This window comes from Clostridium sp. MCC344 (assembly GCF_018785365.1).
Taxonomy (GTDB): domain Bacteria; phylum Bacillota; class Clostridia; order Lachnospirales; family Lachnospiraceae; genus Pilosibacter.
The window spans coordinates 139,958-160,780 of the sequence record NZ_WQPQ01000023.1; the positions used below are offsets into that span (position 1 = coordinate 139,958).

A 20,823-nucleotide genomic window follows, 5' to 3' on the forward strand; every position below is an offset into this window, starting at 1 on the left:
TGCAGATAACCATGCTGTTCATGCAGGCCACCTTTAAATATTGTGCAAAATATACTATAATGCATTTGCTTGAAGAAAAAGAAATAAGCATAATGTATATTCAAGGAGGGATTTGTATGATTAGTTTTCTCGTCTGTCTGGCACTTTTGATCGGAGGTTACTTTGTTTACGGCAACCTCGTAAATAACATTTTCAGTCCGGATGACAGAGAGACACCGGCAGTCAGAATCAACGATGGTGTCGACTACGTAGTCATGCCCCAATGGAAACTCTTTCTGATCCAGCTTCTGAATATCGCTGGTCTGGGCCCGATCTTCGGAGCCATGCAGGGTGCATTGTGGGGACCGATCGTATTTCTGTGGATCACCTTCGGTACGATCTTTGCCGGCGGTGTTCATGACTTCTTCTCCGGCATGATGTCCGAGAGAAATGATGGTGCTTCGATCTCAGAGGTATGCGGAATCTACCTCGGCGGCCTGATGCAGAACGTGATGCGTGTATTCAGTGTTGTACTTCTTGTCATGGTCGGTACTGTTTTCGCAGTTGGTCCGGCCGGTCTGATCGTAACTCTGTTCAGCAATGGCGGAGCACAGGGTCTGGTCGTAAACAAAGAGATGTGGCTCTGGATCATTCTGGCTTACTACTTTATCGCGACCTTTATTTCTATCGACAAGATCATCGGTAAGGTCTATCCGATCTTTGGTATCTGCCTGATCATCATGGCACTCGGTGTTGCTTTTGGTATCTTCACAAAACCGGAATATGTGATCCCGGAGATCTGGAGCAATTTCAGAAACATGCATCCGAGCGGAACACCGGTATGGAGCTTCATGTTCATCACCGTTGCCTGCGGCGCGATCTCCGGTTTCCACGCAACACAGTCACCTCTTATGGCGCGTTGTATGAAATCTGAGAAACAGGGTCATTTCGTATTCTACGGCGCAATGGTATGTGAAGGTATTATCGCCCTGATCTGGGCAGCAGCAGGATGCTCTCTCTACGAAGTGACAGGTGGTTTAAACACAGGTCTCGCAGAGATCATGAAGAACGGTCAGTCCGCAGCCATCTATGATGTCTGCCAGAAGACTATGGGCGGTGTCGGCATTGCTCTTGCTATGTTAGGTGTTATCGCCTGCCCGATCACTTCCGGTGATACAGCATTCAGAAGCGCACGTTTAACACTTGCTGACTGGTTCAAGGTTGACCAGAAGAACTGGAAGAACCGTCTGATTCTCTGCGTACCGTTACTTGGAATCGGCGCTATCGTTGGACATATGGATTACAGCATCGTATGGAGATACTTCAGCTGGACAAACCAGACACTGGCTATGATCGTTCTCTGGACAGCAAGCATGTACCTCTACAAGGCAAAGAAGAACTACTGGCTCACAGCAGTTCCGGCAACCTTCATGAGCGCTGTTTCCATGACATATTTCTTCTGTGCAAAAGAGTGCTTAAACCTCGGTACTGCAGTTGCGTACCCGGTAGGTATCGTACTTGCGGTCGTATTCCTTGGAATCTTCATCCGCGCAACGAAGAAACAGACAGCATAATGTAAGATTATAATGACACGAAAGACAGGCTGCAAAGCTGGGAGTGTCTGACTGCAGATGATGCAGAAAGTATAAGCTGCCCCGGTGAAAGGCTGAGGGCAGCTTATACTGGTTATTCAGTATTTGGGAGGCGAGAGTTATGTTCTTAAAACCGGCAAAACTTGGAGAAAAAGAGATTCCGGAGAGTATTCTTTCAGAGGACAAAAAGCACTGTAAGAAGATCGGTCCCTGCGGAATCGGAAAAGAGGCATTATACCTCAACAGCTTTTATCTGGAGCGGCGCTTCTACATCCCGGTATCTTCCGTCTCCCGTGTCTTTAAGCGCGTGGCGATGAGCAAAGGCGGATTTACCGGAAAAGGCCTGTTTGCCACCATGCCGTATCTGGTGGTTGTCTACGGGGATGGGAAGGAAAAACAGTGCAACTTTAAATATGAGGATCAGGTGGACGCTTTCGTGGCATCCGTGAAGGAGCGGTTCCCGCAGATAAAGACCGTGAGTGAAGCGGCGGAAAAGCGCCTTGCGGAAGCTGAGAAAAAGCAGGCGGAGAAACGTCTCATTCCTCTCTCAGAGCAGGCGAAGGAGACGGTAAATGTTCTGGAGCAGGCAAAAGCAGCCCTCACGAAGCGTCTGTCCCTGTTCACAGAGCTCACCAACGCGGCAAAGAAAAAGAGAACGTATGAGAAGACAAAGCCGTTTTACAAATGGCTCGCTTTATTCATGGTGGTCATGGGGGCGGCGGCGCTTGCATACGGCGTATTCTCCTTTATGAATCACGACGCGTTTGCCGTATACTTTGTCCTCTTTGGAATGGCGGCGATCTTTCTGTTCTCCGGAGCGAATGTCATGCCGACGAGTACGAATAACCGGAAAGCTATCGAAAAACGTCTTGCGGCGGCGGAAGAAGCCGTTACGGGTTATGTGGACAGTCTCCATCTCGGACTTCCGGTTCCGGCCTGTTACCTTCATCCGGTGACTGTAGAGCGGATGCAGCGTGCTGTCCGTGAGGGGCGCGCCGAGTCTGTGGAGGACGCGTTTGACGTAGTAAAAAATGATCTGAAAAAGACCAACGCGGATGTATCCGTCACCCAGGAGGAATTCGATGAGATCATGGCGATCAAGCCGGTCTTTCTGGTCAGAGATTACGTGTAGATGAAAAAATTGACTGCCGTGTCAGTAGGCTTATGTTGGACGGCAGTCTTATTTTATGTAACAGGAAATTCCGAGGAATTCCAAAGATGCGCACTCACGCGAAGATGTAGATTGTCGCAAGCGACCGCGCGAGGCGCGAGAATGTGCCAAGGCATATTTTTTTATAAAAAACAAGGATTCATGGTATTATATGAAAACCGGGATGCTGCGCAGATAGACGGCATCCCGGTTTTCTTCATGCGATTTTGATAGATTTCTGCTATTTTCCTGCAGCCATCTGATAGATCTTAAGCATATCTTCCGCTTCCAGCTTCTTCGCGGAGCCCTTCGGGCCGCCTGCAGCGATTCTCGCGTTTTTCGCCATAGTCTCAAGCTGTTCTTCTGTCGGATCGATGCCGAGTTCCTTTAAGTTTGTCGGCATACTGATGGCACGGTAGAAGTCTTCCATGGCCTCGATCCCCTTTAAACCCGTCTCCATATCATCTTTTCCAGGTTCAACACCCATGACATTCACTGCGAATTTCGCGAACCGCGGTGTACAGTTATCGATTACATATCTCGCCCAGCTGCCCCAGATCGCCGCAAGACCCGCACCGTGGGCAACGTCGAACATTCCGCCGATCTCATGCTCTAAGAGGTGGGAGGCAAAGTCTCCGCCGTCGTTTCCGCAGCCGGTGAGACCGTTGTGGGAGAGACTTCCGGACCACATCACCTCGGCTCTCGCGTCATAGTTGTCTGGATCGTCCACAAGGATCTTCGCGTTCGTGATCACGGTGCGCATAAGACCTTCCGCAATGGCATCGGTGATCTCCATATTTCCGCCGTTTGTGAAATAGCGCTCCATGGTATGCATCAGAATATCGGTGCAGCCGCAGGCTGTCTGGTATGGCGGGAGAGTCATTGTGATCTCCGGGTTCATGACAGCAAATACAGGGCGGGAGATATCATTGTTGTAGCCGCGTTTTTCCAGTGTTTCATCGTTTGTGATAACAGAGCTGTTGCTCATCTCACTTCCGGAAGCCGCGATAGTCAGAACAACGCCGATCGGAAGGCATTCGGATGCCTGACGGGTGTGCTCATAGAAATCCCAGACATCACCGTCGTTCGCGAGACCGTAACCGATGGCTTTCGCGGAGTCGATGACACTGCCGCCGCCTACCGCAAGGAGAAAATCAACGCCCTCCTTTCTGCAGAGCTCGATCCCCTCACGGACTAAGGAAAGACGTGGGTTTGGGACAACACCGCCAAGCTCCACATAGGTGACTCCGGACGCGTCCAGGGATTCCTTAATGCGTCCGAGAAGACCGGAGCGGATCACGCTGCCGCTTCCGTAGTGGAGCAGGACTTTTTTACAGTTGACATTTTTTACAAGCTTTCCGATCCGGTATTCGGTTTCTTTTCCGAATACGACGCGGGTCGGGGTATAGAAATTAAAATTAAACATAAGACACCCTCCTGATAGATCAAGTATACTAAGGATCGCAGTGATCTGCAAGAAATACCTTTGGAACTTTCCGGATTTTCGGAAGCTTACCTGACACAGATTTTACACAGACTTTAGGTGATGACGGCACCAGATTTTACAGAGGACGCATAGGATGAAGACAGAAACTGACAGACAGGCATAAAAGAAAAAGGCAGAGACGATCTGCAGGAGGAAACACATTATGAAAAAAATAAGACTGACAGCACTTACCATGGCGGGACTGATGGCGGCGGCATCCATGACCGGCTGCGGTGCGAAAACAGCGGAGACCACAGCGGCTTCGGAGACAACGACAGCAGCAGGGACGATGGCGGCAGAGACAACAACTGTGGCGGAGACGGCTGGGAAGGTGTCCCAGACCAAACCGCTTGTAGTATATTTAAACGACTTCGATGATATTATTCCGGAGATGTTTAAAAAGGCGACCGGATATGACGTGGAAGTCGTAGCAGGAAACGGTGCGGAGACACTTGCAAGGATCGAGACGGAGGGCGACAACCCACAGTGGGATATCGTATGGCTGGATTCCATGCCAAGTATCAACTCTCTCGGAAAGAAGGGAATGCTTCTCACGGACTGGGAACCATCTAATGCGGGAAACCTCACCGATTTCTTTAAGGAGATCGTTCCGGCGGACAAGGCATACTATCCGACCGGGGCACACGCGGCAGGCGTGATCGCGTACAGGAATGATGTTTTCACAGAAGAAACAGCTCCGAAGACCTGGGAAGACTTCGCAAAACCGGAATATAAAGATAAGATCGGAATCGCAGATCCGAGCGTAGCGGCTCCGGCATATCCCTTCGTGTCATACTTCTTCAACTCGAAGGGAATGGACAGCGGAAAAGAGTACTTCGGCTCATTATTCGAAAATGGCTTAAAGGTCTACCCAAAGAACCCGCAGGTGGTTCAGGCGCTTGCCAGCGGTGAGATCGCGGTGGCAGGACTTCAGGAGAGCAACGCATACGGCATGATCGCTTCCGGAGAGCCGATCAGCATCATCTGGCCGGAAGAAGGCGCACCGGCATCTGTACGTGTGGCAGCGATCAGCGCGAAGACGGATCAGCCGGAGGTTGCGAAGAAATTCATCGAATTCCTTTTACAGCCGGAGACACAGCAGCAGCTGGTGGATGCGGGAGATGAAGGATATTTTGAACCGTCCGTTGCAGGCGTAAACGAAAAAGAAGATCGCGAGAAAGATGGAAAGCTTGTCTATGCAGAGGCATCCTGGGCATCTGAACACGAAGCAGAGATCAAGGAGTGGTTTGCAGATGAGTCCGCGAAATAGTGGAAAATTAAGAAGCGCAGCACATAGAGGACAGGCAGAAGGGGCGATCGGCTGGATCATCCTTTCCGTGCTTGCTGTTTTAATTATCTTGCCGCTGGGGGCCGTTCTTTTACAGATCGTAAGTCCCGGATTTTTTGGAAATACGGAAAAAGCAGATGGAATGAGCCTGCTCTTTGAGGTCTTTGAAAAACCGCTCTGGTATAAGGCACTCGGAAATTCCATGTCTCTTGGCATCTGGACAACATTTTTGGGTACGGTGTTTGGGGCGTTTCTTGCAAATTTCCGGGTAAAATGGGAGTTTAAGACAGCGAAACTTTTAGACATCGCGGCGTGGATCCTGATGATCATGCCGTCCTTCATCATTGCCCAGGGCTGGGTCTATTTCGCTTCCGGAAACGGGATCGCGAGGTCCTGGCTTCACTGGAACAACATAAACAGTCTGGTATTCAGCTTTCCGGGGCTGGTGTTTATCATGGTACTCAACAAGTTCCCCTTTGCTTATGTGACGATCAAGGCGGCCCTGGAGTGGAAACCGGAACGGCTGTCTCTGGCAGCAAGAATGAATGGGGCATCTCCGTGGGAAGAGTGGAAGACTGTGCAGGCACCTTTATGCATTCCGGCCTATTGTTCCGCGGCGATCTTGATCTTTATGGATACGATCGGTGATTTCGGACTTCCGGCAGCGATCTCCGGAGTATATCGCTTCCCGACATTGCCATACGCGATCTATACGGCGCTTTACAGTTCCCCGATCCGCCTGGATATGGCAGGTGTGTTATCCTTCTATCTGGTACTGATCATCATCGCAGCCATGATCGTCCAGTACAGGATCATTGGTAAAAAGCGGTACGATTTCTTTGATACGGGAACCGTGAAGGCGGTGCCGGTCCGCCCTGCATTTGGAGTCGGGATCATCCTCGATTTCTTAGGGGCATTTCTGGCATTTATCACACTGTTCGTGCCGCTTGGTTCCACAGTGGTCATGTCCTTCTCCGACTCGATCTCCGTTGCAAATTTCAGTTTCACGTTAAAGAATTATGAGAAGGTCATCGTAGACAGCAAAGAGCTCTTAAATGGTCTGGAACACTCCTTGATGATTGCCTTTGCGGCAGCCATCATTGGGCTGGTTCTCGGATTTTTCGTTTCCTATGTGCTGAACTATTCAGACTTCGTTTTAAAGCGCGTGATCGATGTGCTGTCCCTGGTTGCGTTAGCAGTGCCGGGAGTCGTTTTAGGTATCGGCTATATCTTCGTATGGAATCAGCGGTGGATCGAATCCGTGGGGCTTAAGATGTACGGAACGCCCAGGATTATCGTTCTTGCCAGCGTTGCGGCGGCGATCCCGGTCATCACGAGAGTTCTGACCGGCGGTATGGCAAAGATCCCGAGACCGATCCTGTTTGCGGCCCGGCTTTCCGGCGCCGGTCTTATCACGCGGATTCGGACGATTCTCTGGCCGCTCTTAAAAGCAACCGTTTTGTCCGCATTTTTATCCGCATTTGGCGGAAGCGTGTTCAACCTTGCGATCAATACGATCCTCTATCCGCCGAACTATCAGACACTGCCGGTCTACATCAGCAAAGGAGTGGAAAATCTGAAATTCGGATATTCTGCGGCGGCAACGGTGTTTGGCGGCGGAATCGTGGTCCTTCTCATTTTACTGATGGAGCTTTTACCGCTTTATTCTCAGCTGTTCCAGAGAAGAAGAGCAGCCGGATCTGTGGTGAAGCTCTTCCGGGGGCAGAAAGAAAATAAGCGGGTAACGATGAAGGTACAGAATAGTTAGACGATCAGGAAATAAAGCAGATACAGTGGGAGACTTTATAGGGTACACGCTAACTGCTTTTGGAGGAATATATGGAGATTCAGAATCAGGAAGTCATCTTAAAAATAGAAGATCTGACAAAAAGCTTTGGAAAGACGGAAGTGCTTAAGGGAATCAGCATGGAAGTCCATAAAAACGAGATCATCAGCGTATTGGGTCCGTCCGGCTGCGGAAAGTCCACCTTGCTGAACATTATCGCAGGCATGCTGGCTCCCGATGGCGGACGCGTGACCATGAACGGGCAGATGATCTCTGAGGCGGGAAAAGTCCTGCCGCCGGAGAAACGCCATATGAACATGGTGTTTCAGGATTTTGCACTGTGGCCACATATGACAGCGTATGATAACATCGCTTACGGCTTAAAGCGGAGCAAAACCGGAAAAGAGGAGATCGAGGAGCGGGTACAGGAACTCTTAAAGCTTCTGCATCTGGAGGGACTGGAAAAACGGTATCCGGCGGAGCTTTCCGGTGGTCAGCAGCAGAGAGTCGCGATCGCCCGGGCATTGATCACGAAGCCGGATATTCTCCTGATGGATGAGCCGCTCTGCAATCTGGATGTCCAGCTCCGAGTGGAGATGAGAACCGAAATGGCGTTCTTGTTCCGGAAGCTTGGGACGACCGTCTTTCACGTCACCCATGACCCGTCGGAGGCGTTCGCGATGGCGGACCGGATCGTGATCATGAACAAGGGAAATATCGACCAGATCGATTCCCCGAAAAACTGTTACAGGAATCCGGGAACGGAGTCGGTGGCGGCTCTTTTAGGTGCCGGAAACCGGGTACATGGATACGCGAGGAAGGATGGCGGCACGCAGATCGATCTCGGTGGCAGTGTCTGCGGAACACTCGGAAGAAACGGAATCCGCAAAGATGACATGGTGACTGTCCGCTTCCGCGCGGAGAACACGGTGTGGACCGGAAGCGAGCGGCAGGAGAACAGTTTTCCGGTGGCGGTCGAGTATTCCTCCTTCGAGGGGGATTATTACCGCGTTATGGCGAAGATGGGAATGGGAGAACCGCTCTGCTTCTTAAGCCGTAACTATCTGGAAAAAGGCACGGAAGGCTACGTGAATGTGGAAGGGGACCGTCTCTATGTGTACGGCCCGGAGACAGCGGCATGAGCGGGAACCTGTATCTGATGAGTGACATTCATGGATATTTTATTCCCTTTCTGCAAATACTGAAAAAGATCCGGTTTACGGATGCGAATCGGATGGTGATCCTGGGGGATCTTGTGGCGAAAGGACCGGATTCCCTGGGACTTTTGTGCTTTGTGATGGAACATAAGAATATTCTGGCGCTGAGAGGGAATCATGAACAGCGGCTCTTACAGTATTTTGGAACAGACCGCGCGGCCGGGATCCCGGATTCCACGATGCGGCCCTGGGTGGCCGGAGACGGGGCGGGGATCATCAGGCAGATAAATATGCTGTCAGAGACAGGACGCAGGAAGGTTCTGGAGTTTATCGAAACGATGCCGCTCTGGGCAGCCATGGAGATCTGCGGCAGAAAGTATGTGTTGATTCACGGAGCGCCGGATGATGAAATGAAAAAAGAACTTCTGGCAGTGCAAAAAGATCCCGGTGGGAAAAGAAAGACAGCGGATTATGATGTCCTCATAAACCGATATGAATCACCAGACGTGGATAACCGGCTTCCAGCGGGAATGACTGCCGTAGTGGGACACACGCCGACATTCAAATATGGAACACAGTACGCGGGAGATATGATCATAAGGGACGATAAGATCTTTCTGGACTGCGGAGCCGGTCAGGGGTATGGATTGGGCTGTCTGGAAATATTGTCTGGCAATGACAAAAATTCCTATCGAAAATACTTTACAAATACAGAGAACGGGAGTATATTGTAAACAACCGCTGATGAAAATGACGGTCAGCGATGGGACAATTCAATAATAAGTCTTCAGGGCAGGGTGCAAGTCCCTACCGGCGGTAAAGCCCGCGAGCCGAGAGGCATGATCCGGTGAGATTCCGGGGCCGACAGTATAGTCTGGATGAAAGAAGAATTTCAGGTTTGTTTGTGATATGCGGAAGCGATCCGGTGCTCGAAAAAGAGGACAGGATCGAGAGATTCCGGATCACGGAAGATCGGATCAGTAGCTCTGGAATAGGAAACTGTTTCAGGGCTTTTTTAATGAAAAGGATCCGGGAAAAGCTGGGAATAACGGAAATTTATATTTCCGGATGAAACAACGGACCGAATATGGAAAACCCTGTAGGCATCTACTTTACAGGTTTTTTTAACAGAAAATTCCTATGGAACTTTCTGATTGTGCCTGTAAGGCAGGTTTGCGGAAAGAGGAGTGAAAAAGATGACGGACCGGGATTATATGCTGCGGGCCATTGAGCTTGCAAAGGGGGGACTTGGCTGGACGAGCCCGAATCCCCTCGTGGGAGCTGTGATCGTGAAAAACGGAAGGATCATAGGGGAAGGTTATCATGAGCGGTGCGGAGAACTCCACGCGGAGCGAAACGCCATTGCATCGCTCACGGAAAGTGCGGAAGGCGCGACACTTTATGTGACGTTGGAGCCGTGCTGCCATTACGGAAAGACACCGCCCTGCACAGAGGCGATCCTCGAGCAGAAGATCGCAAGAGTCGTGATCGGTTCAAGAGATCCGAATCCCCTGGTATCAGGAAAAGGAGCGGCGATCCTAAGAGCAGCGGGAGTCCGGGTGGAAGAGGACTTTATGCGTGAGGAATGCGATGCGTTAAATCCGGTATTCTTTCATTACATCACAAAGAAAACCCCCTATGTGGTCATGAAATACGCCATGACGGCGGACGGAAAGATCGCTGCGCGGACCGGCGACTCCAAGTGGATCACAGGAGAAAGCGCAAGGAAAAAGGTGCAGGAGCTGCGCCACCAGTATATGGGGATCATGGCTGGGATCGGCACGGTCCTGGCAGACGATCCGATGTTAAACGTCCGGATCCCCGGGCTGAAGAGTCCGGTGCGGATCATCTGCGACAGCAGACTCAGGATCCCGATGGATTCACAGATCGTGAAGACGGCAAAGGAGTACCGGACCATCGTAGCGTATGCGGGGGAGCATTCCGGGGAAGGCTGTAAAGAAGCGGAAGAGAAAGAGGAACAGCTTCACGCGGCCGGCGTGGAGACTGTGTCGGTCCCGGACGCAGACGGGCGTGTGGATCTTAGAAAGCTCATGGAATATCTCGGAAAACAGGGCATCGACAGTGTGCTTTTAGAGGGCGGAGGTACCTTAAATGACGCGGCGCTGTCAGCCGGGATCGTAAACGAGATCTGCGCGTTTATCGCTCCGAAGATTTTCGGCGGTGCCGGTGCGAAGACTCCGGTTTCCGGGATCGGTGTGGCGCATCCGGCGGAAGCCGTGAAGCTGACGCTGAGACAGATGGAGACGATCGGGGATGATCTGATGCTCAGATATTCGGTAGATTGAAGATGGGAAAGGAAGTAAGGGCATGTTTACAGGGATCGTAGAAGAACTCGGACAGGTGAAGGCACTTTCCCTGCGCGGAAATTCCGGTACACTGACGGTAAAAGCGGAAAAAGTTCTGGAAGGAACAAAGATCGGTGACAGCATTGCGGTCAATGGTGTCTGCCTTACGGTCACGAATATGAAAAATAATGAGTTTTCCGCTGATGTGATGGCGGAGACAGTGAGGAGAAGCAGCCTCGGAGCACTGCGGGATGGAAGTTATGTAAATCTGGAGCGGGCCATGGCGGCGGATGGCAGGTTTGGCGGTCATATCGTTTCCGGTCATATTGACGGAACCGGTCAGATCGAATCGATGAGACGGGAAGAGAATGCAGTCTGGGTCACGATCGCATGTACAGATAAGATCCTGGATCTGATCGTGGAAAAGGGTTCAATCTGCATCGACGGGATCAGCCTCACAGTGGCGGCGGTGACAAAGCGGAACTTTTCAGTGTCGGTGATCCCACATACCGGCGAGGAGACAACGCTTTTGAAGAAAAAAGCAGGAGATCCGGTCAATCTGGAAAATGACATTGTGGGGAAATATATTCAGAAATTTGTGGATATCGGAAGGAATTCCGGTGCGGACCGGGGAAAAATGCCTGACGGTGATAATGCCGCAGGAAATGCGAAGGGAAACCCGGGGCTCAGCATGGAGTTTCTTCAGAAATATGGATTTTAAAACAGATGCTTTGAAGATATTTAGAAACATCCAGAAAATATGAGATCAGAGCGGTTAAAGTTTCAGCAGTAGGAATCCTGCTGAAAGAAAAACTTTTAATAAAAGGCTCTGGAAAGGCAGGAAAATATGAACGAGCAATACAACACAATCGAAGAAGCGATCGAAGATCTGCGGGCGGGAAAGATCATTCTCGTGACAGATGACCCGGACCGGGAGAATGAGGGAGATATGATCTGCGCGGCAGAGTTCGCGACACAGGCAAATATCAATTTTATGGCAAGCCATGCAAAGGGACTGATCTGTACGCCGATGAGCGCGGCAGTGGCAGAGCGGCTGGGACTTCCGCAGATGGTATCCGAGAACACGGATAACCACTGCACGGCATTCACGGTCTCCATTGACCATGTGGACACGACAACAGGAATTTCCGCGGCGGAGCGCTCTTACACGATGATGAAATGCGTGGACCCGGCGACAAAGCCCCAGGATCTCAGAAGACCGGGACACGTATTCCCGCTTGTAGCAAGACGGGGCGGAGTGCTCGTGAGAAACGGCCATACCGAGGCAACTGTGGACCTCATGCGTCTGGCGGGACTTTCCGAGTGCGGCGTGTGCTGTGAGATCATGGAGGAAGACGGAACCATGATGCGGACCACGAATCTGTGGAAGCTGGCGAAGGAGTACGGACTGAAATTTATCACGATCAAGGAACTGCAGGATTACTGCCGTGTCCATGAAAAACATGTGGTGCAGGAAGCCTGCGCGGACATGCCGACCCAGTACGGACACTTTAAGATCTACGGCTATGTAAACGATATTACCGGCGAGCACCATGTGGCTCTTGTGAAAGGTGATATCGGGGACGGCGAGGATGTGCTCTGCCGCGTGCATTCCGAGTGCCTGACCGGAGATGTGTTCGGTTCCATGCGCTGTGACTGCGGAAAACAGCTCCAGACCGCGATGCGCCAGGTGGAGGCGGAAGGTCGCGGCGTTATCCTCTACATGCGTCAGGAAGGCCGCGGCATCGGTCTGATCAACAAACTGAAGACGTATGTGCTTCAGGAGCAGGGCTTTGACACTGTGGAGGCCAATATCAAGCTTGGTTTTGCTCCGGATCTCAGGGAATACTGGATCGGGGCACAGATCTTAAGGGATCTCGGCGTGAAGTCCTTAAGACTTCTCACGAACAATCCGGAGAAAATCTACGGACTTTCCGGTTTCGGACTTGAGATCCATGAGCGCGTGCCGATCGAGATCGATCCGCAGCAGTACGACAGCTTCTATCTGAAGACGAAGCAGGACAAGATGGGACATATCTTTACAAAAATTAAAGTGTGATAGGATGGAACGTCCATTGCTGAAAGTCCTGTACACCGGCGGCATGCATCCCGCACGGACGGAAGTGCTGAGATGATTACAGCCGCGCAGGCGGCACAGATCTACGGGCATACATCCCGTACGGACGGAAGTGATGGGCAATTGGAAATAGAGCTTTGCATGTAATTATGAAGACTTCTGAATAGCAGTAAGCATAAGAAAAGGAGAAACATCATGAAAGAGATCAAAGTATTAGAAGGAAAAGTTGTAGCACCGGAAGGCATGAAAGTGGGGATCGTAGCTTCCCGTTTCAACGAGATCATCGTAAATAAGCTTTTAGGCGGAGCGGTTGACGGACTTGTCCGCCACGGTGTGGAGGAAGAAAATATCACGGCAGCCTGGGTTCCGGGAGCGTTCGAGATCCCGGTTGCGGCATCTGCCATGGCAAAGTCCGGCAAGTATGACGCGATCATCTGTGTCGGCGCTGTGATCCGCGGTGATACCACACACTATGATTATGTGTGCAGTGAAGTTTCCAAGGGAATCGCTCAGGTGGGACTGGCAGAGAAGATGCCGGTACTCTTCGGCGTCCTGACAACCGAGAACATTGAGCAGGCTATCGCCCGTGCCGGAAGCAAAGGCGGAAATAAGGGATATGACTGTGCACTTTCCGCGATCGAGATGGTAAATCTTATGAGACAGTTCTAATTTCAGATCATATAGACGTAAAAGATCAGCGCCTGAAAACATTTTTCAGAGGCGCTGATTTTTGCGTAATGGGAAATTCTGTTTTATCAGAGCTTATAAGGCTTTCGTCTCCTCCGTGAATTTGACCGCGAAATCCCGGTTCAGTTTCATGAAGAGCTGCTGCTCCTCGGGAGACCAGCTCTCAAAAATCGCATTTTCGATGGAGATCAGGCGATGGGCGGTATTTTTCATGAGTTCCTCTCCTTTTTCCGTGAGAAAAACGCAGGTGTTCCTCCCTGTTCCGGGTTTCAGGTACAGATAACCGGCCTGTTCCATCCTGCGTACTGCAGAGTTGATCGTGGATTTTGTGGTGCCGGTCTCTTTGTAAAAAATACTTTGATTGCAGCCGGAGCCGTGTTCGTTGAGAGAGTAGAGAATATCAAGCTCACTGTCCGTGAGACCGAGCTTTAATGCAGCGTCATGGTAGGCACTGTCGACCTGGCTGAGCAGGTTGTAGAATTCTTTAAATGCAGAGTACATGGCAGATCTCCTGAAAATATAAGTGTATGGGGGCAGTGCAGGGCTTTGCATCCGCCTGCACGGGCTATCAGTCTATGTGTATCCGTACTTCTTTGCCTTCCGGATCAGGAAGAAGAGCGACAGGCATACCGCCATAAATTCCGCCGCGATGATGGAATACCAGATCCCGGAGACACCGAGGAAAAACGGCAGGATGATGACGGCCCCTGTTTCAAAGATCATGGTACGGCAGAAGGAGATCACAGCGGAGACGAATCCGTCGTTGAGTGCCGTAAAGAAGGACGATGCGTAGATGCTGAAGCCCATGAACAGGAAAGAGATCGAGTATGATCGGAATGCATGGACCGTCATGTCTAAGAGGTTCGTGTTATAGCGGACGAAAATTCCCGCAAGAAACGGGGCACCCGCTTCTGCCACGATCGTCAGGATGATCTGGAAGGTCAGGATCAGCCGGAAGCTCTTTCTGAGCAGATTCTTTAACTCGCTCTTATTTCCTGCACCGCAGTGATAGCCCACGATCGGGGCACTTCCCATAGAGTAGCCGATAAAGAGCGCCGCAAAGATAAAGCTCACGTACATGATGACGCCGTATACGGCAACACCGTCGGAACCGGCAAGGCGCATGAGCTGCCAGTTGTAGAGCATGTTTACGATGGACATGGAGATGTTCGTCATAAACTCGGAAGCGCCGTTTGTACAGGTCTTCAACAGGGCACTAAAGTCCATATGGGTCCTTCCGAGACGGAGTCGGCTCCTGTTTGGAAAGATAAAGTAGAGCAGGGGGATCAGTCCGCCGATGGACTGACTGATCGCCGTTGCGGCGGCAGCTCCCACAACGCCGAGACGCAGAACAGCGATAAAATAGGCATCGAGGATCATATTTGTAAGTCCTGACGCGATGGTGATCAGGAGTCCGAGCTGCGGGCGTTCCGCAACAACTAAAAAGCTCTGGAATACATTCTGCAGCATAAAGGGGATCAGAGCCAGCAGGATGATCCGGCCGTAACGGACGCAGTAGGGGAGAAGGATCTCATCAGCGCCTAAGAGCTTTGCCATCGGGGCTAAAAGGACCTCACCGCCTACCGTAAAGAGGAAGCCCACCGCGATCAGAACGTAGACGAGGAGGGAAAAGATCTCCTTTGCCTTTTTTTCATTCCCGGTTCCGAAGGTCAGAGCCACCAGGGCACTGCCGCCGGTGCCGGTCATAAAGCCGATGGCACCGAGGATCATGAGAAACGGCATAATGATATTAATGGAGGCGAAGGCCTCGGAACCCACAAAGTTCGAGACGAAAACACCGTCCACAACTCCGTAGATGGAGGTTAGGATCATCATGACGACAGACGGAAACGTGAACCGCAGGAGTTTTTTATAGGTAAAGTGGTCGGAAAGTGAAATATTCATCGTGTGCCCTTTCAGTTTTTTACTGTGTCTGCCCGCGGGGGAAAATCGTGTCTTTTCTATCGGACAGTTTTACAGTTATGAATGTACGAAATCGTACGTAGAATCATAGTACGATTTCGTACATATGTCAAGAAGAACTTTACATACTGTCTCACGGTATGAACTTCGTATCCAGCCTCACAGATATGAACTTTGCATCCTGTCCCACGGAAGAACTTCGCATCCAGTCTCACAGATATGAACTTTGCGTCCTGCCTCACGGAGGTTCGCCTCGAATTAAGATGGAAATCTCACAGAATGAGTTTTTACACAGATTTTACATTCTTTTACCGGAGCGTGATTGTTCGTTTCTTTTTTCTGCTATATGATATAGAAGTGAAAATGAGAGAAAAAAGAAAGAGCAGTCACGAGCTGGGTCGACTGCGGCAGAGGAAAAAGAATATGACATATAAGGAAATCAAGAAAAACGAGGAAGTTTTAGCTTACCTGAAAAAAGGAAACGACAATCTGGGGACTATGGGATTTACAGATCATTCGGACGCGCACTGCGCGATGGTTGCGGAGCGGGCAGCAATGATCTTAAAGAAATTCGGTTACTCAGATCACGATATCGAGCTGGTGAAGATCGCCGGTTTCATGCATGATATGGGAAATGCGATCAACCGGCATGCCCATGCGGAGTATGGTGCCCTTCTGGCATCCCAGATCCTGGAAAAGACGGATCTTCCGATCACAGACCGCGCGATCATCGTCTCCGCGATCGGAAACCATGATGAGTCAACGGGCGGAGCTGTAGATCCGATCTCCGCGGCGCTCATCATCGCCGACAAGACGGATGTACGCAGAAACCGCGTCCGCCAGAAGGAGATGGCATCATTTGATATCCACGACCGCGTAAACTATGCGGTTACAGAGGCAAAATTAAAGGTAAATGAGGAAAAGAAAGTGATCACCCTGAACTTAAAGATCGACGAAAACATCTGCTCCATGCTGGAGTACTTCGAGATCTTCTTACAGCGCATGCTCATGTGCCGTCGTGCGTGTGAAATGCTCGGAGCGAAATTCAAGATGACGGCGAACGGAAGCAAGATCGTATAAAATAAAATATGGAATATGCATCAGAGACACTCTTGGAACAGACCGTAATTGGCCTGTGCTGAGAGTGTTTTTTGTAACAGGAAATTCGGGGGGAGTTCTCCGATGAAAAAAGCACGAATGTGCCAATGATGTGCATTCACGCGAGGCTGTAGGTTATCGCAAGCGACTGCACGAGACACCCGAATGTGCCAGGGCATATTCTTTTTGAGCATTTTAATTCTGATATTCGAAAAAATATTTTTTACCGCAACATTTTCGTTCGGCTGGTTGTATATAGGGTAGAAAGGCAAAAATGCCGGAGTCAAAATGAAGAATTGTGAGGGAATCAATATGTATAAGAAGAATTTAGTAATGCTTGCAACAGTAGTTATGATGGCGGCTTTCGTGAGCGCCTGCGGAAATGGAAAACAGGAAATAAAGGAGACTGCAGTAATCGAGACAATGAAAGACTCACAGGAGGCATCTGAAAATGCTCAGATTGCGAATCCATGGATCGAGGTAAAAACGATGGAGGAGGCGAAAAATATGGCTGGTTTTGACTTAAAACTTCCGGAAATTCCGGCAGAATACGGAAAGAAGATGATCCAGGTGCTGGACTCTGCTGATGCTCTGACGATCGAAGTGATCTTCTGGAATAATGAGGATAAGGAAATACGAATCCGGAAAGCACCGGGAACCGGGGATATCAGCGGAGATTACACTGCTTATGCGCAGGAGCAGAAAGTTCAGGCGGAAAATCGTGAACTGACCTTAAAGGGAGAGGAAGATAAGGTATTCCTTGCCACCTGGACGGAGGATGGTTATACTTATTCTATGTATGTAGAAGCCGGAATTTCAGCGGATGAGATGACTGGAATGGCGGGACAGGTCTGCTGAGAATGGATATCGGAGCGGACTGCTCGGACTACGGATAGAGCTTCATATGACAGGATACGATAAAACAGGGAGAAAAACGGGAATGGGAATATGGACAGCATGGGAGCTGCCGGGATTTCGCCTGCTCCGGTGGCTGCAAGCCCTTATCTGGGCCTTTATGCCGGGGGTAAAGGACGAAAACCGGCAGAATATGGTCGAAAAAGAAGAATGGGAAGCGCGGATGCGTCAGGCGGAGACGAACGGCCGGGCGGAAATGATTCTGACCAGGTTTGGAGACAGCATCCTGCGCTATGCTTATACATATCTTCATAATATGAGCGATGCAGAGGAAGTCCTTCAGGACACGTTGGTGCAGTTTTTAAAGACAGCACCGGAATTTGAAAGTGAGAATCATGAAAAAGCCTGGCTTCTGCGAGTCGCTGCGAACTTGAGCAAAAACAGGATCAGGTATAATAAACTTCGGGAGACGGATGAATTGAATGATGAGCTTGTCGCGGAAGAGCGTGAGGATCTGTCCTTTGTGTGGGAGGCGGTAAAGAGTCTGCCGGTAAAATACCGGGAGGTGATCCACCTGTTTTACCATGAAGGTTACCAGACAGCTCAGATCGCGAAGGTTCTCGGAAGAAATGAATCGACAGTCCGTTCTGATCTTCGCCGGGGCAGGGAGAAGCTTAAGGAAGTTCTGAAGGGAGAGTACGATTTTGAAGAAATATGATGAGATCATGAACAAAATCGAGGTAGACGAGGCGATGCGCAAACGGATCCTCAGCTATGTGGAGAACTTGAATCTGGAAACGGAAAAGCCGGCAAAAAGCAGAGAAGAGTCAAAGATCCGCCAGTTCCGCAGACGAACGGTGAGAAATATAACAGCTGCGGCTGCCTGTATCGCGATCCTTCTGGTATGTATCTTCGCCTGGCCGAAGCTCACGGGACCGGGAGAACTGGAAACGAAAGAAAGCGTAAGCATCGCGAACGGCATGGTGGAAGTAAAATCTATCGATGAGCTTTCCGCGGCAGTAGGTTTCCCGGTAAACGAAGTGGAGGGACTCCCGTTTTCTGTTGAAAAAGAGGTATACATCTCCTACTGGGGAGAGATGGCGCAGATCGAGTATACCGGAGAAGGCGAGACAGCCGTATTCCGAAAGGGCACGGGAACGGATGATGTCTCCGGAGATTATAATGTGTATTCCAGCGTAAAAGAAATTATGGTTGGAGCGAATCCTGTGACATTGAAAGGCGAGAATGATGTTTTCACGCTGGCTGTCTGGACAGATGGGAATTACTCGTACTCTTTGGATATTTCCAAAGGATTAAGTGAAGATGAATGGAGTGAAATGATTCAACTTGCATTGTAAATGCCAGTGATTTTTCAGGTGCCTGCAGCAGTCTTATAAAAATTATGAATGCAGAGACGAGGCGGGCATTTATTTCCATGGATAGCCAGAAACTCAGTGATGTCGACAAAAAGCTGTTTGAGGAATTAATGGACCGTGGTATGACGCAGGATACACTTGTATACAGCTTAAAAGAACTTTCAGAATTGCTCGAACGAGTCTATGGCAGAAAAGTCATTGTCCTTATTGATGAGTATGATGTTCCGCTGGCAAAGGCAAATGAGAATGGATATTATGACGAGATGGCATTGCTGATTAGGAGAGAATGCCTGCAGAGCTCTCAAATTTGTAGGAAATCTCAAAGAAATTTCCTGTGAATAAAAATTAATTTTTCTGTTCATTGCCTTATTGAGGCGGATATGTTATCGTAGATGCAGAAATTAAGATTCATAGTTTTAAGCAGAGACCGGATATCATTGTGAAAAAACGTGCATGTGAGGCTGCATGAATGTGAAACTATGATATCCGTAATAAGGAGTCAGGACCATGACATTTACGCCAGTCGATATGGATAGCTGGGAGAGAAGATCCCATTACGAGTATTATACAAAGCTGTTAAAATGCGGGTACAGTGTGACGGTGTCTCTTGATATCACCAAGCTGCACCGTCAGGTAAAGGAAAAAGGATTGAGATTTTATCCGGTGTTTGTGTACTGCGTGTCGAGGCAGATCGCGGCAACGAAGGAATTTCGAATGGGACGGGACAAAGACGGGAATCCGGGATATTATGATGTCCTTCATCCGAACTATACGATCTTTCATGAGGATGACCACACCTTTTCCGATGTGTGGACCGCCTATACGGAAGATTTTTCGGCGTTTTATAAAAATATGTGCAGTGACATGGAGACATACCGGCATGTAAAGGCGGTAAAAGCAAAGCCCGGACAGCCGCAGAACTTTTACTGTATTTCCATGGTGCCGTGGCTTGATTTTACCGGATATTCTGCGTATACGGAGAGCGGAACACCGATGCTGTTCCCGATCATCACCTGCGGAAAATTTACGGAGCGGGATGGACGGTTGACGATGCCGTTCTGTGTGAATATAGCTCACGCAGCGGCAGACGGATATCATACATCCATGTTTATTAACGAATTACAGAAACAGCTTGATACGATCACACTGAAAGAGCTGTGATCAGATCATTGTCCGGATATGACAGGGAAGGAACAGGAGGCGGGAATTGATGGGGACACAGACGAAAACACTTGCGGAGCAGGTTGCGGACGGAATCATGAATCTGATCCAGGAGACACCATACAAGGCAGGAGACAAGCTTCCGACGGAAAAGGAACTCTGTGAGAGTACGGGAGCAGGAAGAAATACGGTCCGTGAGGCCTTAAAGATCCTTGCATCCAGAAATGTCCTAGAGATCCGTCAGGGAGCAGGAACCTTTGTGTCTGAAAAACAGGGGATCCCGGATGATCCTCTTGGATTTTCAATGGTGAATGATCACGTTAAGCTTACAAAGGATCTGCTCCAGGTGAGGATCATGCTGGAGCCGCAGATCGCGGCACTTGCGGCCCAGTGTGCGAAGGAGCATGAGATCAAAGAGCTGGAAGAAATTCTGGAAGAGATGGAAGCGGCAATGAAAAAGAGGGAGGATTATTCGGAGCTGGATACGAAATTCCACACGAAGATTGCCCAGTGTACGCATAATATCGTGATGGAAAATCTTCTTCCGGTGATCGGAAAAGGTGTGGCTGTTTTTGCAAAGGAGGTTGCACAGACAGAATATGACCGGACATGGATCTCGCACCGAAAGATCTTTTGCTATATCCGGGATCACAAGCCCTTTGAGGCAGAGATGGAGATGCAGTATCATCTCCTGTATAACACGAGCCGGTATGAGGAAGAGCAGAGCAGACTATAAGCGATGACAGTTCTGCGTCTGCCCGGCTGATTGGAGCATGAAAAGTCTTCGAGAATTTGTAGGACAAATTTTCGGAGACTTTTTTATAAAAGGAAAGAGGGATCAAAAATTCCTGCGTGCCGATCCCCTTTGGGATACTGCGAAAAAGGAATGAAAAATTATCAGG

20 protein-coding genes and 1 riboswitch are annotated in these 20,823 nt (G+C 49.8%); of the genes, 17 read left to right on the top strand and 3 right to left on the bottom strand.

The features are described 5' to 3' along the window. The first annotated feature begins 116 nt into the window (after positions 1 to 116). Together GPK90_RS07685 and GPK90_RS07690 are read left to right on the top strand one after the other, a co-directional pair. The gene (locus GPK90_RS07685; RefSeq protein WP_118530942.1) at positions 117 to 1,553 is read left to right on the top strand and encodes a carbon starvation CstA family protein; all 1,437 of its coding nucleotides are present in this window, start codon (positions 117 to 119) and stop codon (positions 1,551 to 1,553) included. Between the two features lie 139 nt (positions 1,554 to 1,692). Beyond that, the gene (locus GPK90_RS07690) at positions 1,693 to 2,703 is read left to right on the top strand and encodes an ATPase P (RefSeq protein WP_215702655.1); all 1,011 of its coding nucleotides are present in this window, start codon (positions 1,693 to 1,695) and stop codon (positions 2,701 to 2,703) included. A gap of 259 nt (positions 2,704 to 2,962) precedes the next feature. Here the strand turns inward: GPK90_RS07690 and GPK90_RS07695 are convergent, their stop codons facing one another. Next, complete coding sequence (locus tag GPK90_RS07695) at positions 2,963 to 4,147, bottom strand: iron-containing alcohol dehydrogenase (RefSeq protein ID WP_215702656.1); 1,185 nt, start codon at positions 4,145 to 4,147, stop codon at positions 2,963 to 2,965. Between the two features lie 223 nt (positions 4,148 to 4,370). Between GPK90_RS07695 and GPK90_RS07700 the strand changes: the two genes are divergently transcribed. From GPK90_RS07700 to ribH, 8 genes are all read left to right on the top strand, one after another. After that, complete coding sequence (locus GPK90_RS07700; protein WP_021904516.1) at positions 4,371 to 5,477, top strand: extracellular solute-binding protein; 1,107 nt, start codon at positions 4,371 to 4,373, stop codon at positions 5,475 to 5,477. Continuing rightward, on the top strand, positions 5,461 to 7,263 hold the full coding sequence (locus tag GPK90_RS07705) for an ABC transporter permease (RefSeq protein ID WP_215702657.1): 1,803 nt from the start codon (positions 5,461 to 5,463) through the stop codon (positions 7,261 to 7,263). The genes GPK90_RS07700 and GPK90_RS07705 overlap by 17 nt, the downstream gene beginning before the upstream one ends. Positions 7,264 to 7,334: 71 nt before the next feature. Beyond that, positions 7,335 to 8,423 (top strand): ABC transporter ATP-binding protein, encoded by a 1,089-nt coding sequence (locus GPK90_RS07710; RefSeq protein WP_215702658.1) that lies wholly within the window; start codon positions 7,335 to 7,337, stop codon positions 8,421 to 8,423. Further along, complete coding sequence (locus GPK90_RS07715; protein ID WP_215702659.1) at positions 8,420 to 9,172, top strand: metallophosphoesterase; 753 nt, start codon at positions 8,420 to 8,422, stop codon at positions 9,170 to 9,172. Before GPK90_RS07710 ends, GPK90_RS07715 begins: the two co-directional genes overlap by 4 nt. 45 nt (positions 9,173 to 9,217) lie before the next feature. Next, positions 9,218 to 9,332, top strand: a riboswitch (FMN riboswitch). A gap of 302 nt (positions 9,333 to 9,634) precedes the next feature. Further along, a complete protein-coding gene (gene ribD, locus GPK90_RS07720) occupies positions 9,635 to 10,744 on the top strand; it encodes a bifunctional diaminohydroxyphosphoribosylaminopyrimidine deaminase/5-amino-6-(5-phosphoribosylamino)uracil reductase RibD (RefSeq protein ID WP_215702660.1) in 1,110 nt (369 codons plus the stop codon). Positions 10,745 to 10,766: 22 nt separating this feature from the next. Beyond that, on the top strand, positions 10,767 to 11,465 hold the full coding sequence (gene ribE, locus GPK90_RS07725; protein ID WP_215702661.1) for a riboflavin synthase: 699 nt from the start codon (positions 10,767 to 10,769) through the stop codon (positions 11,463 to 11,465). A 126-nt stretch (positions 11,466 to 11,591) separates the two neighbouring features. Continuing rightward, positions 11,592 to 12,803 carry a bifunctional 3,4-dihydroxy-2-butanone-4-phosphate synthase/GTP cyclohydrolase II gene (locus GPK90_RS07730; RefSeq protein ID WP_118297177.1) on the top strand — a complete coding sequence of 404 codons (1,212 nt, stop codon included), beginning with the start codon at positions 11,592 to 11,594 and terminating at the stop codon, positions 12,801 to 12,803. Between the two features lie 222 nt (positions 12,804 to 13,025). Then, positions 13,026 to 13,490 (top strand): 6,7-dimethyl-8-ribityllumazine synthase, encoded by a 465-nt coding sequence (gene ribH, locus GPK90_RS07735; protein ID WP_425518591.1) that lies wholly within the window; start codon positions 13,026 to 13,028, stop codon positions 13,488 to 13,490. A gap of 93 nt (positions 13,491 to 13,583) precedes the next feature. On the opposite strand, the gene GPK90_RS07740 is transcribed toward ribH, so the two are convergent. Both GPK90_RS07740 and GPK90_RS07745 read right to left on the bottom strand, forming a co-directional pair. Next, on the bottom strand, positions 13,584 to 14,009 hold the full coding sequence (locus tag GPK90_RS07740; RefSeq protein WP_215702662.1) for a MarR family winged helix-turn-helix transcriptional regulator: 426 nt from the start codon (positions 14,007 to 14,009) through the stop codon (positions 13,584 to 13,586). Between the two features lie 72 nt (positions 14,010 to 14,081). Next, positions 14,082 to 15,413, bottom strand: coding sequence for an MATE family efflux transporter (locus GPK90_RS07745; RefSeq protein WP_215702663.1), 1,332 nt, complete (start codon positions 15,411 to 15,413; stop codon positions 14,082 to 14,084). 441 nt (positions 15,414 to 15,854) lie between these two features. On the opposite strand from GPK90_RS07745, the gene GPK90_RS07750 reads away from it, so the two are divergent. From GPK90_RS07750 to GPK90_RS07780, 7 genes are all read left to right on the top strand, one after another. Further along, positions 15,855 to 16,511: an HD domain-containing protein gene (locus GPK90_RS07750; protein WP_117469133.1), complete on the top strand. Its 657-nt coding sequence runs from the start codon at positions 15,855 to 15,857 to the stop codon at positions 16,509 to 16,511. A 330-nt stretch (positions 16,512 to 16,841) separates the two neighbouring features. Further along, complete coding sequence (locus GPK90_RS07755; RefSeq protein ID WP_215702664.1) at positions 16,842 to 17,387, top strand: hypothetical protein; 546 nt, start codon at positions 16,842 to 16,844, stop codon at positions 17,385 to 17,387. Between the two features lie 82 nt (positions 17,388 to 17,469). Continuing rightward, positions 17,470 to 18,102, top strand: coding sequence for an RNA polymerase sigma factor (locus GPK90_RS07760; RefSeq protein ID WP_243122063.1), 633 nt, complete (start codon positions 17,470 to 17,472; stop codon positions 18,100 to 18,102). Next, positions 18,089 to 18,742 carry a hypothetical protein gene (locus tag GPK90_RS07765; protein WP_215702665.1) on the top strand — a complete coding sequence of 218 codons (654 nt, stop codon included), beginning with the start codon at positions 18,089 to 18,091 and terminating at the stop codon, positions 18,740 to 18,742. Before GPK90_RS07760 ends, GPK90_RS07765 begins: the two co-directional genes overlap by 14 nt. Positions 18,743 to 18,819: 77 nt before the next feature. Continuing rightward, on the top strand, positions 18,820 to 19,098 hold the full coding sequence (locus GPK90_RS07770) for an AAA family ATPase (protein WP_252197387.1): 279 nt from the start codon (positions 18,820 to 18,822) through the stop codon (positions 19,096 to 19,098). Positions 19,099 to 19,267: 169 nt separating this feature from the next. Then, positions 19,268 to 19,921, top strand: a complete 654-nt coding sequence (locus GPK90_RS07775; RefSeq protein WP_118599886.1) for a chloramphenicol acetyltransferase — start codon at positions 19,268 to 19,270, stop codon at positions 19,919 to 19,921. Positions 19,922 to 19,970: 49 nt separating this feature from the next. Continuing rightward, positions 19,971 to 20,657 carry a FadR/GntR family transcriptional regulator gene (locus GPK90_RS07780; RefSeq protein ID WP_118514849.1) on the top strand — a complete coding sequence of 229 codons (687 nt, stop codon included), beginning with the start codon at positions 19,971 to 19,973 and terminating at the stop codon, positions 20,655 to 20,657. The last annotated feature ends 166 nt before the right edge of the window (positions 20,658 to 20,823 follow it).

Bases quoted from the DNA above. Each gene is read 5' to 3' on its own strand.
- GPK90_RS07685 (WP_118530942.1), top strand. From the start codon at position 117: ATGATTAGTTTTCTCGTCTGTCTGGCACTTTTGATCGGAGGTTACTTT.
- GPK90_RS07690 (WP_215702655.1), top strand. From the start codon at position 1,693: ATGTTCTTAAAACCGGCAAAACTTGGAGAAAAAGAGATTCCGGAGAGT.
- GPK90_RS07695 (WP_215702656.1), bottom strand. From the start codon at position 4,147: ATGTTTAATTTTAATTTCTATACCCCGACCCGCGTCGTATTCGGAAAA.
- GPK90_RS07700 (WP_021904516.1), top strand. From the start codon at position 4,371: ATGAAAAAAATAAGACTGACAGCACTTACCATGGCGGGACTGATGGCG.
- GPK90_RS07705 (WP_215702657.1), top strand. From the start codon at position 5,461: ATGAGTCCGCGAAATAGTGGAAAATTAAGAAGCGCAGCACATAGAGGA.
- GPK90_RS07710 (WP_215702658.1), top strand. From the start codon at position 7,335: ATGGAGATTCAGAATCAGGAAGTCATCTTAAAAATAGAAGATCTGACA.
- GPK90_RS07715 (WP_215702659.1), top strand. From the start codon at position 8,420: ATGAGCGGGAACCTGTATCTGATGAGTGACATTCATGGATATTTTATT.
- ribD (WP_215702660.1), top strand. From the start codon at position 9,635: ATGACGGACCGGGATTATATGCTGCGGGCCATTGAGCTTGCAAAGGGG.
- ribE (WP_215702661.1), top strand. From the start codon at position 10,767: ATGTTTACAGGGATCGTAGAAGAACTCGGACAGGTGAAGGCACTTTCC.
- GPK90_RS07730 (WP_118297177.1), top strand. From the start codon at position 11,592: ATGAACGAGCAATACAACACAATCGAAGAAGCGATCGAAGATCTGCGG.
- GPK90_RS07740 (WP_215702662.1), bottom strand. From the start codon at position 14,009: ATGTACTCTGCATTTAAAGAATTCTACAACCTGCTCAGCCAGGTCGAC.
- GPK90_RS07745 (WP_215702663.1), bottom strand. From the start codon at position 15,413: ATGAATATTTCACTTTCCGACCACTTTACCTATAAAAAACTCCTGCGG.
- GPK90_RS07750 (WP_117469133.1), top strand. From the start codon at position 15,855: ATGACATATAAGGAAATCAAGAAAAACGAGGAAGTTTTAGCTTACCTG.
- GPK90_RS07755 (WP_215702664.1), top strand. From the start codon at position 16,842: ATGTATAAGAAGAATTTAGTAATGCTTGCAACAGTAGTTATGATGGCG.
- GPK90_RS07760 (WP_243122063.1), top strand. From the start codon at position 17,470: ATGGGAATATGGACAGCATGGGAGCTGCCGGGATTTCGCCTGCTCCGG.
- GPK90_RS07770 (WP_252197387.1), top strand. From the start codon at position 18,820: ATGGATAGCCAGAAACTCAGTGATGTCGACAAAAAGCTGTTTGAGGAA.
- GPK90_RS07775 (WP_118599886.1), top strand. From the start codon at position 19,268: ATGACATTTACGCCAGTCGATATGGATAGCTGGGAGAGAAGATCCCAT.
- GPK90_RS07780 (WP_118514849.1), top strand. From the start codon at position 19,971: ATGGGGACACAGACGAAAACACTTGCGGAGCAGGTTGCGGACGGAATC.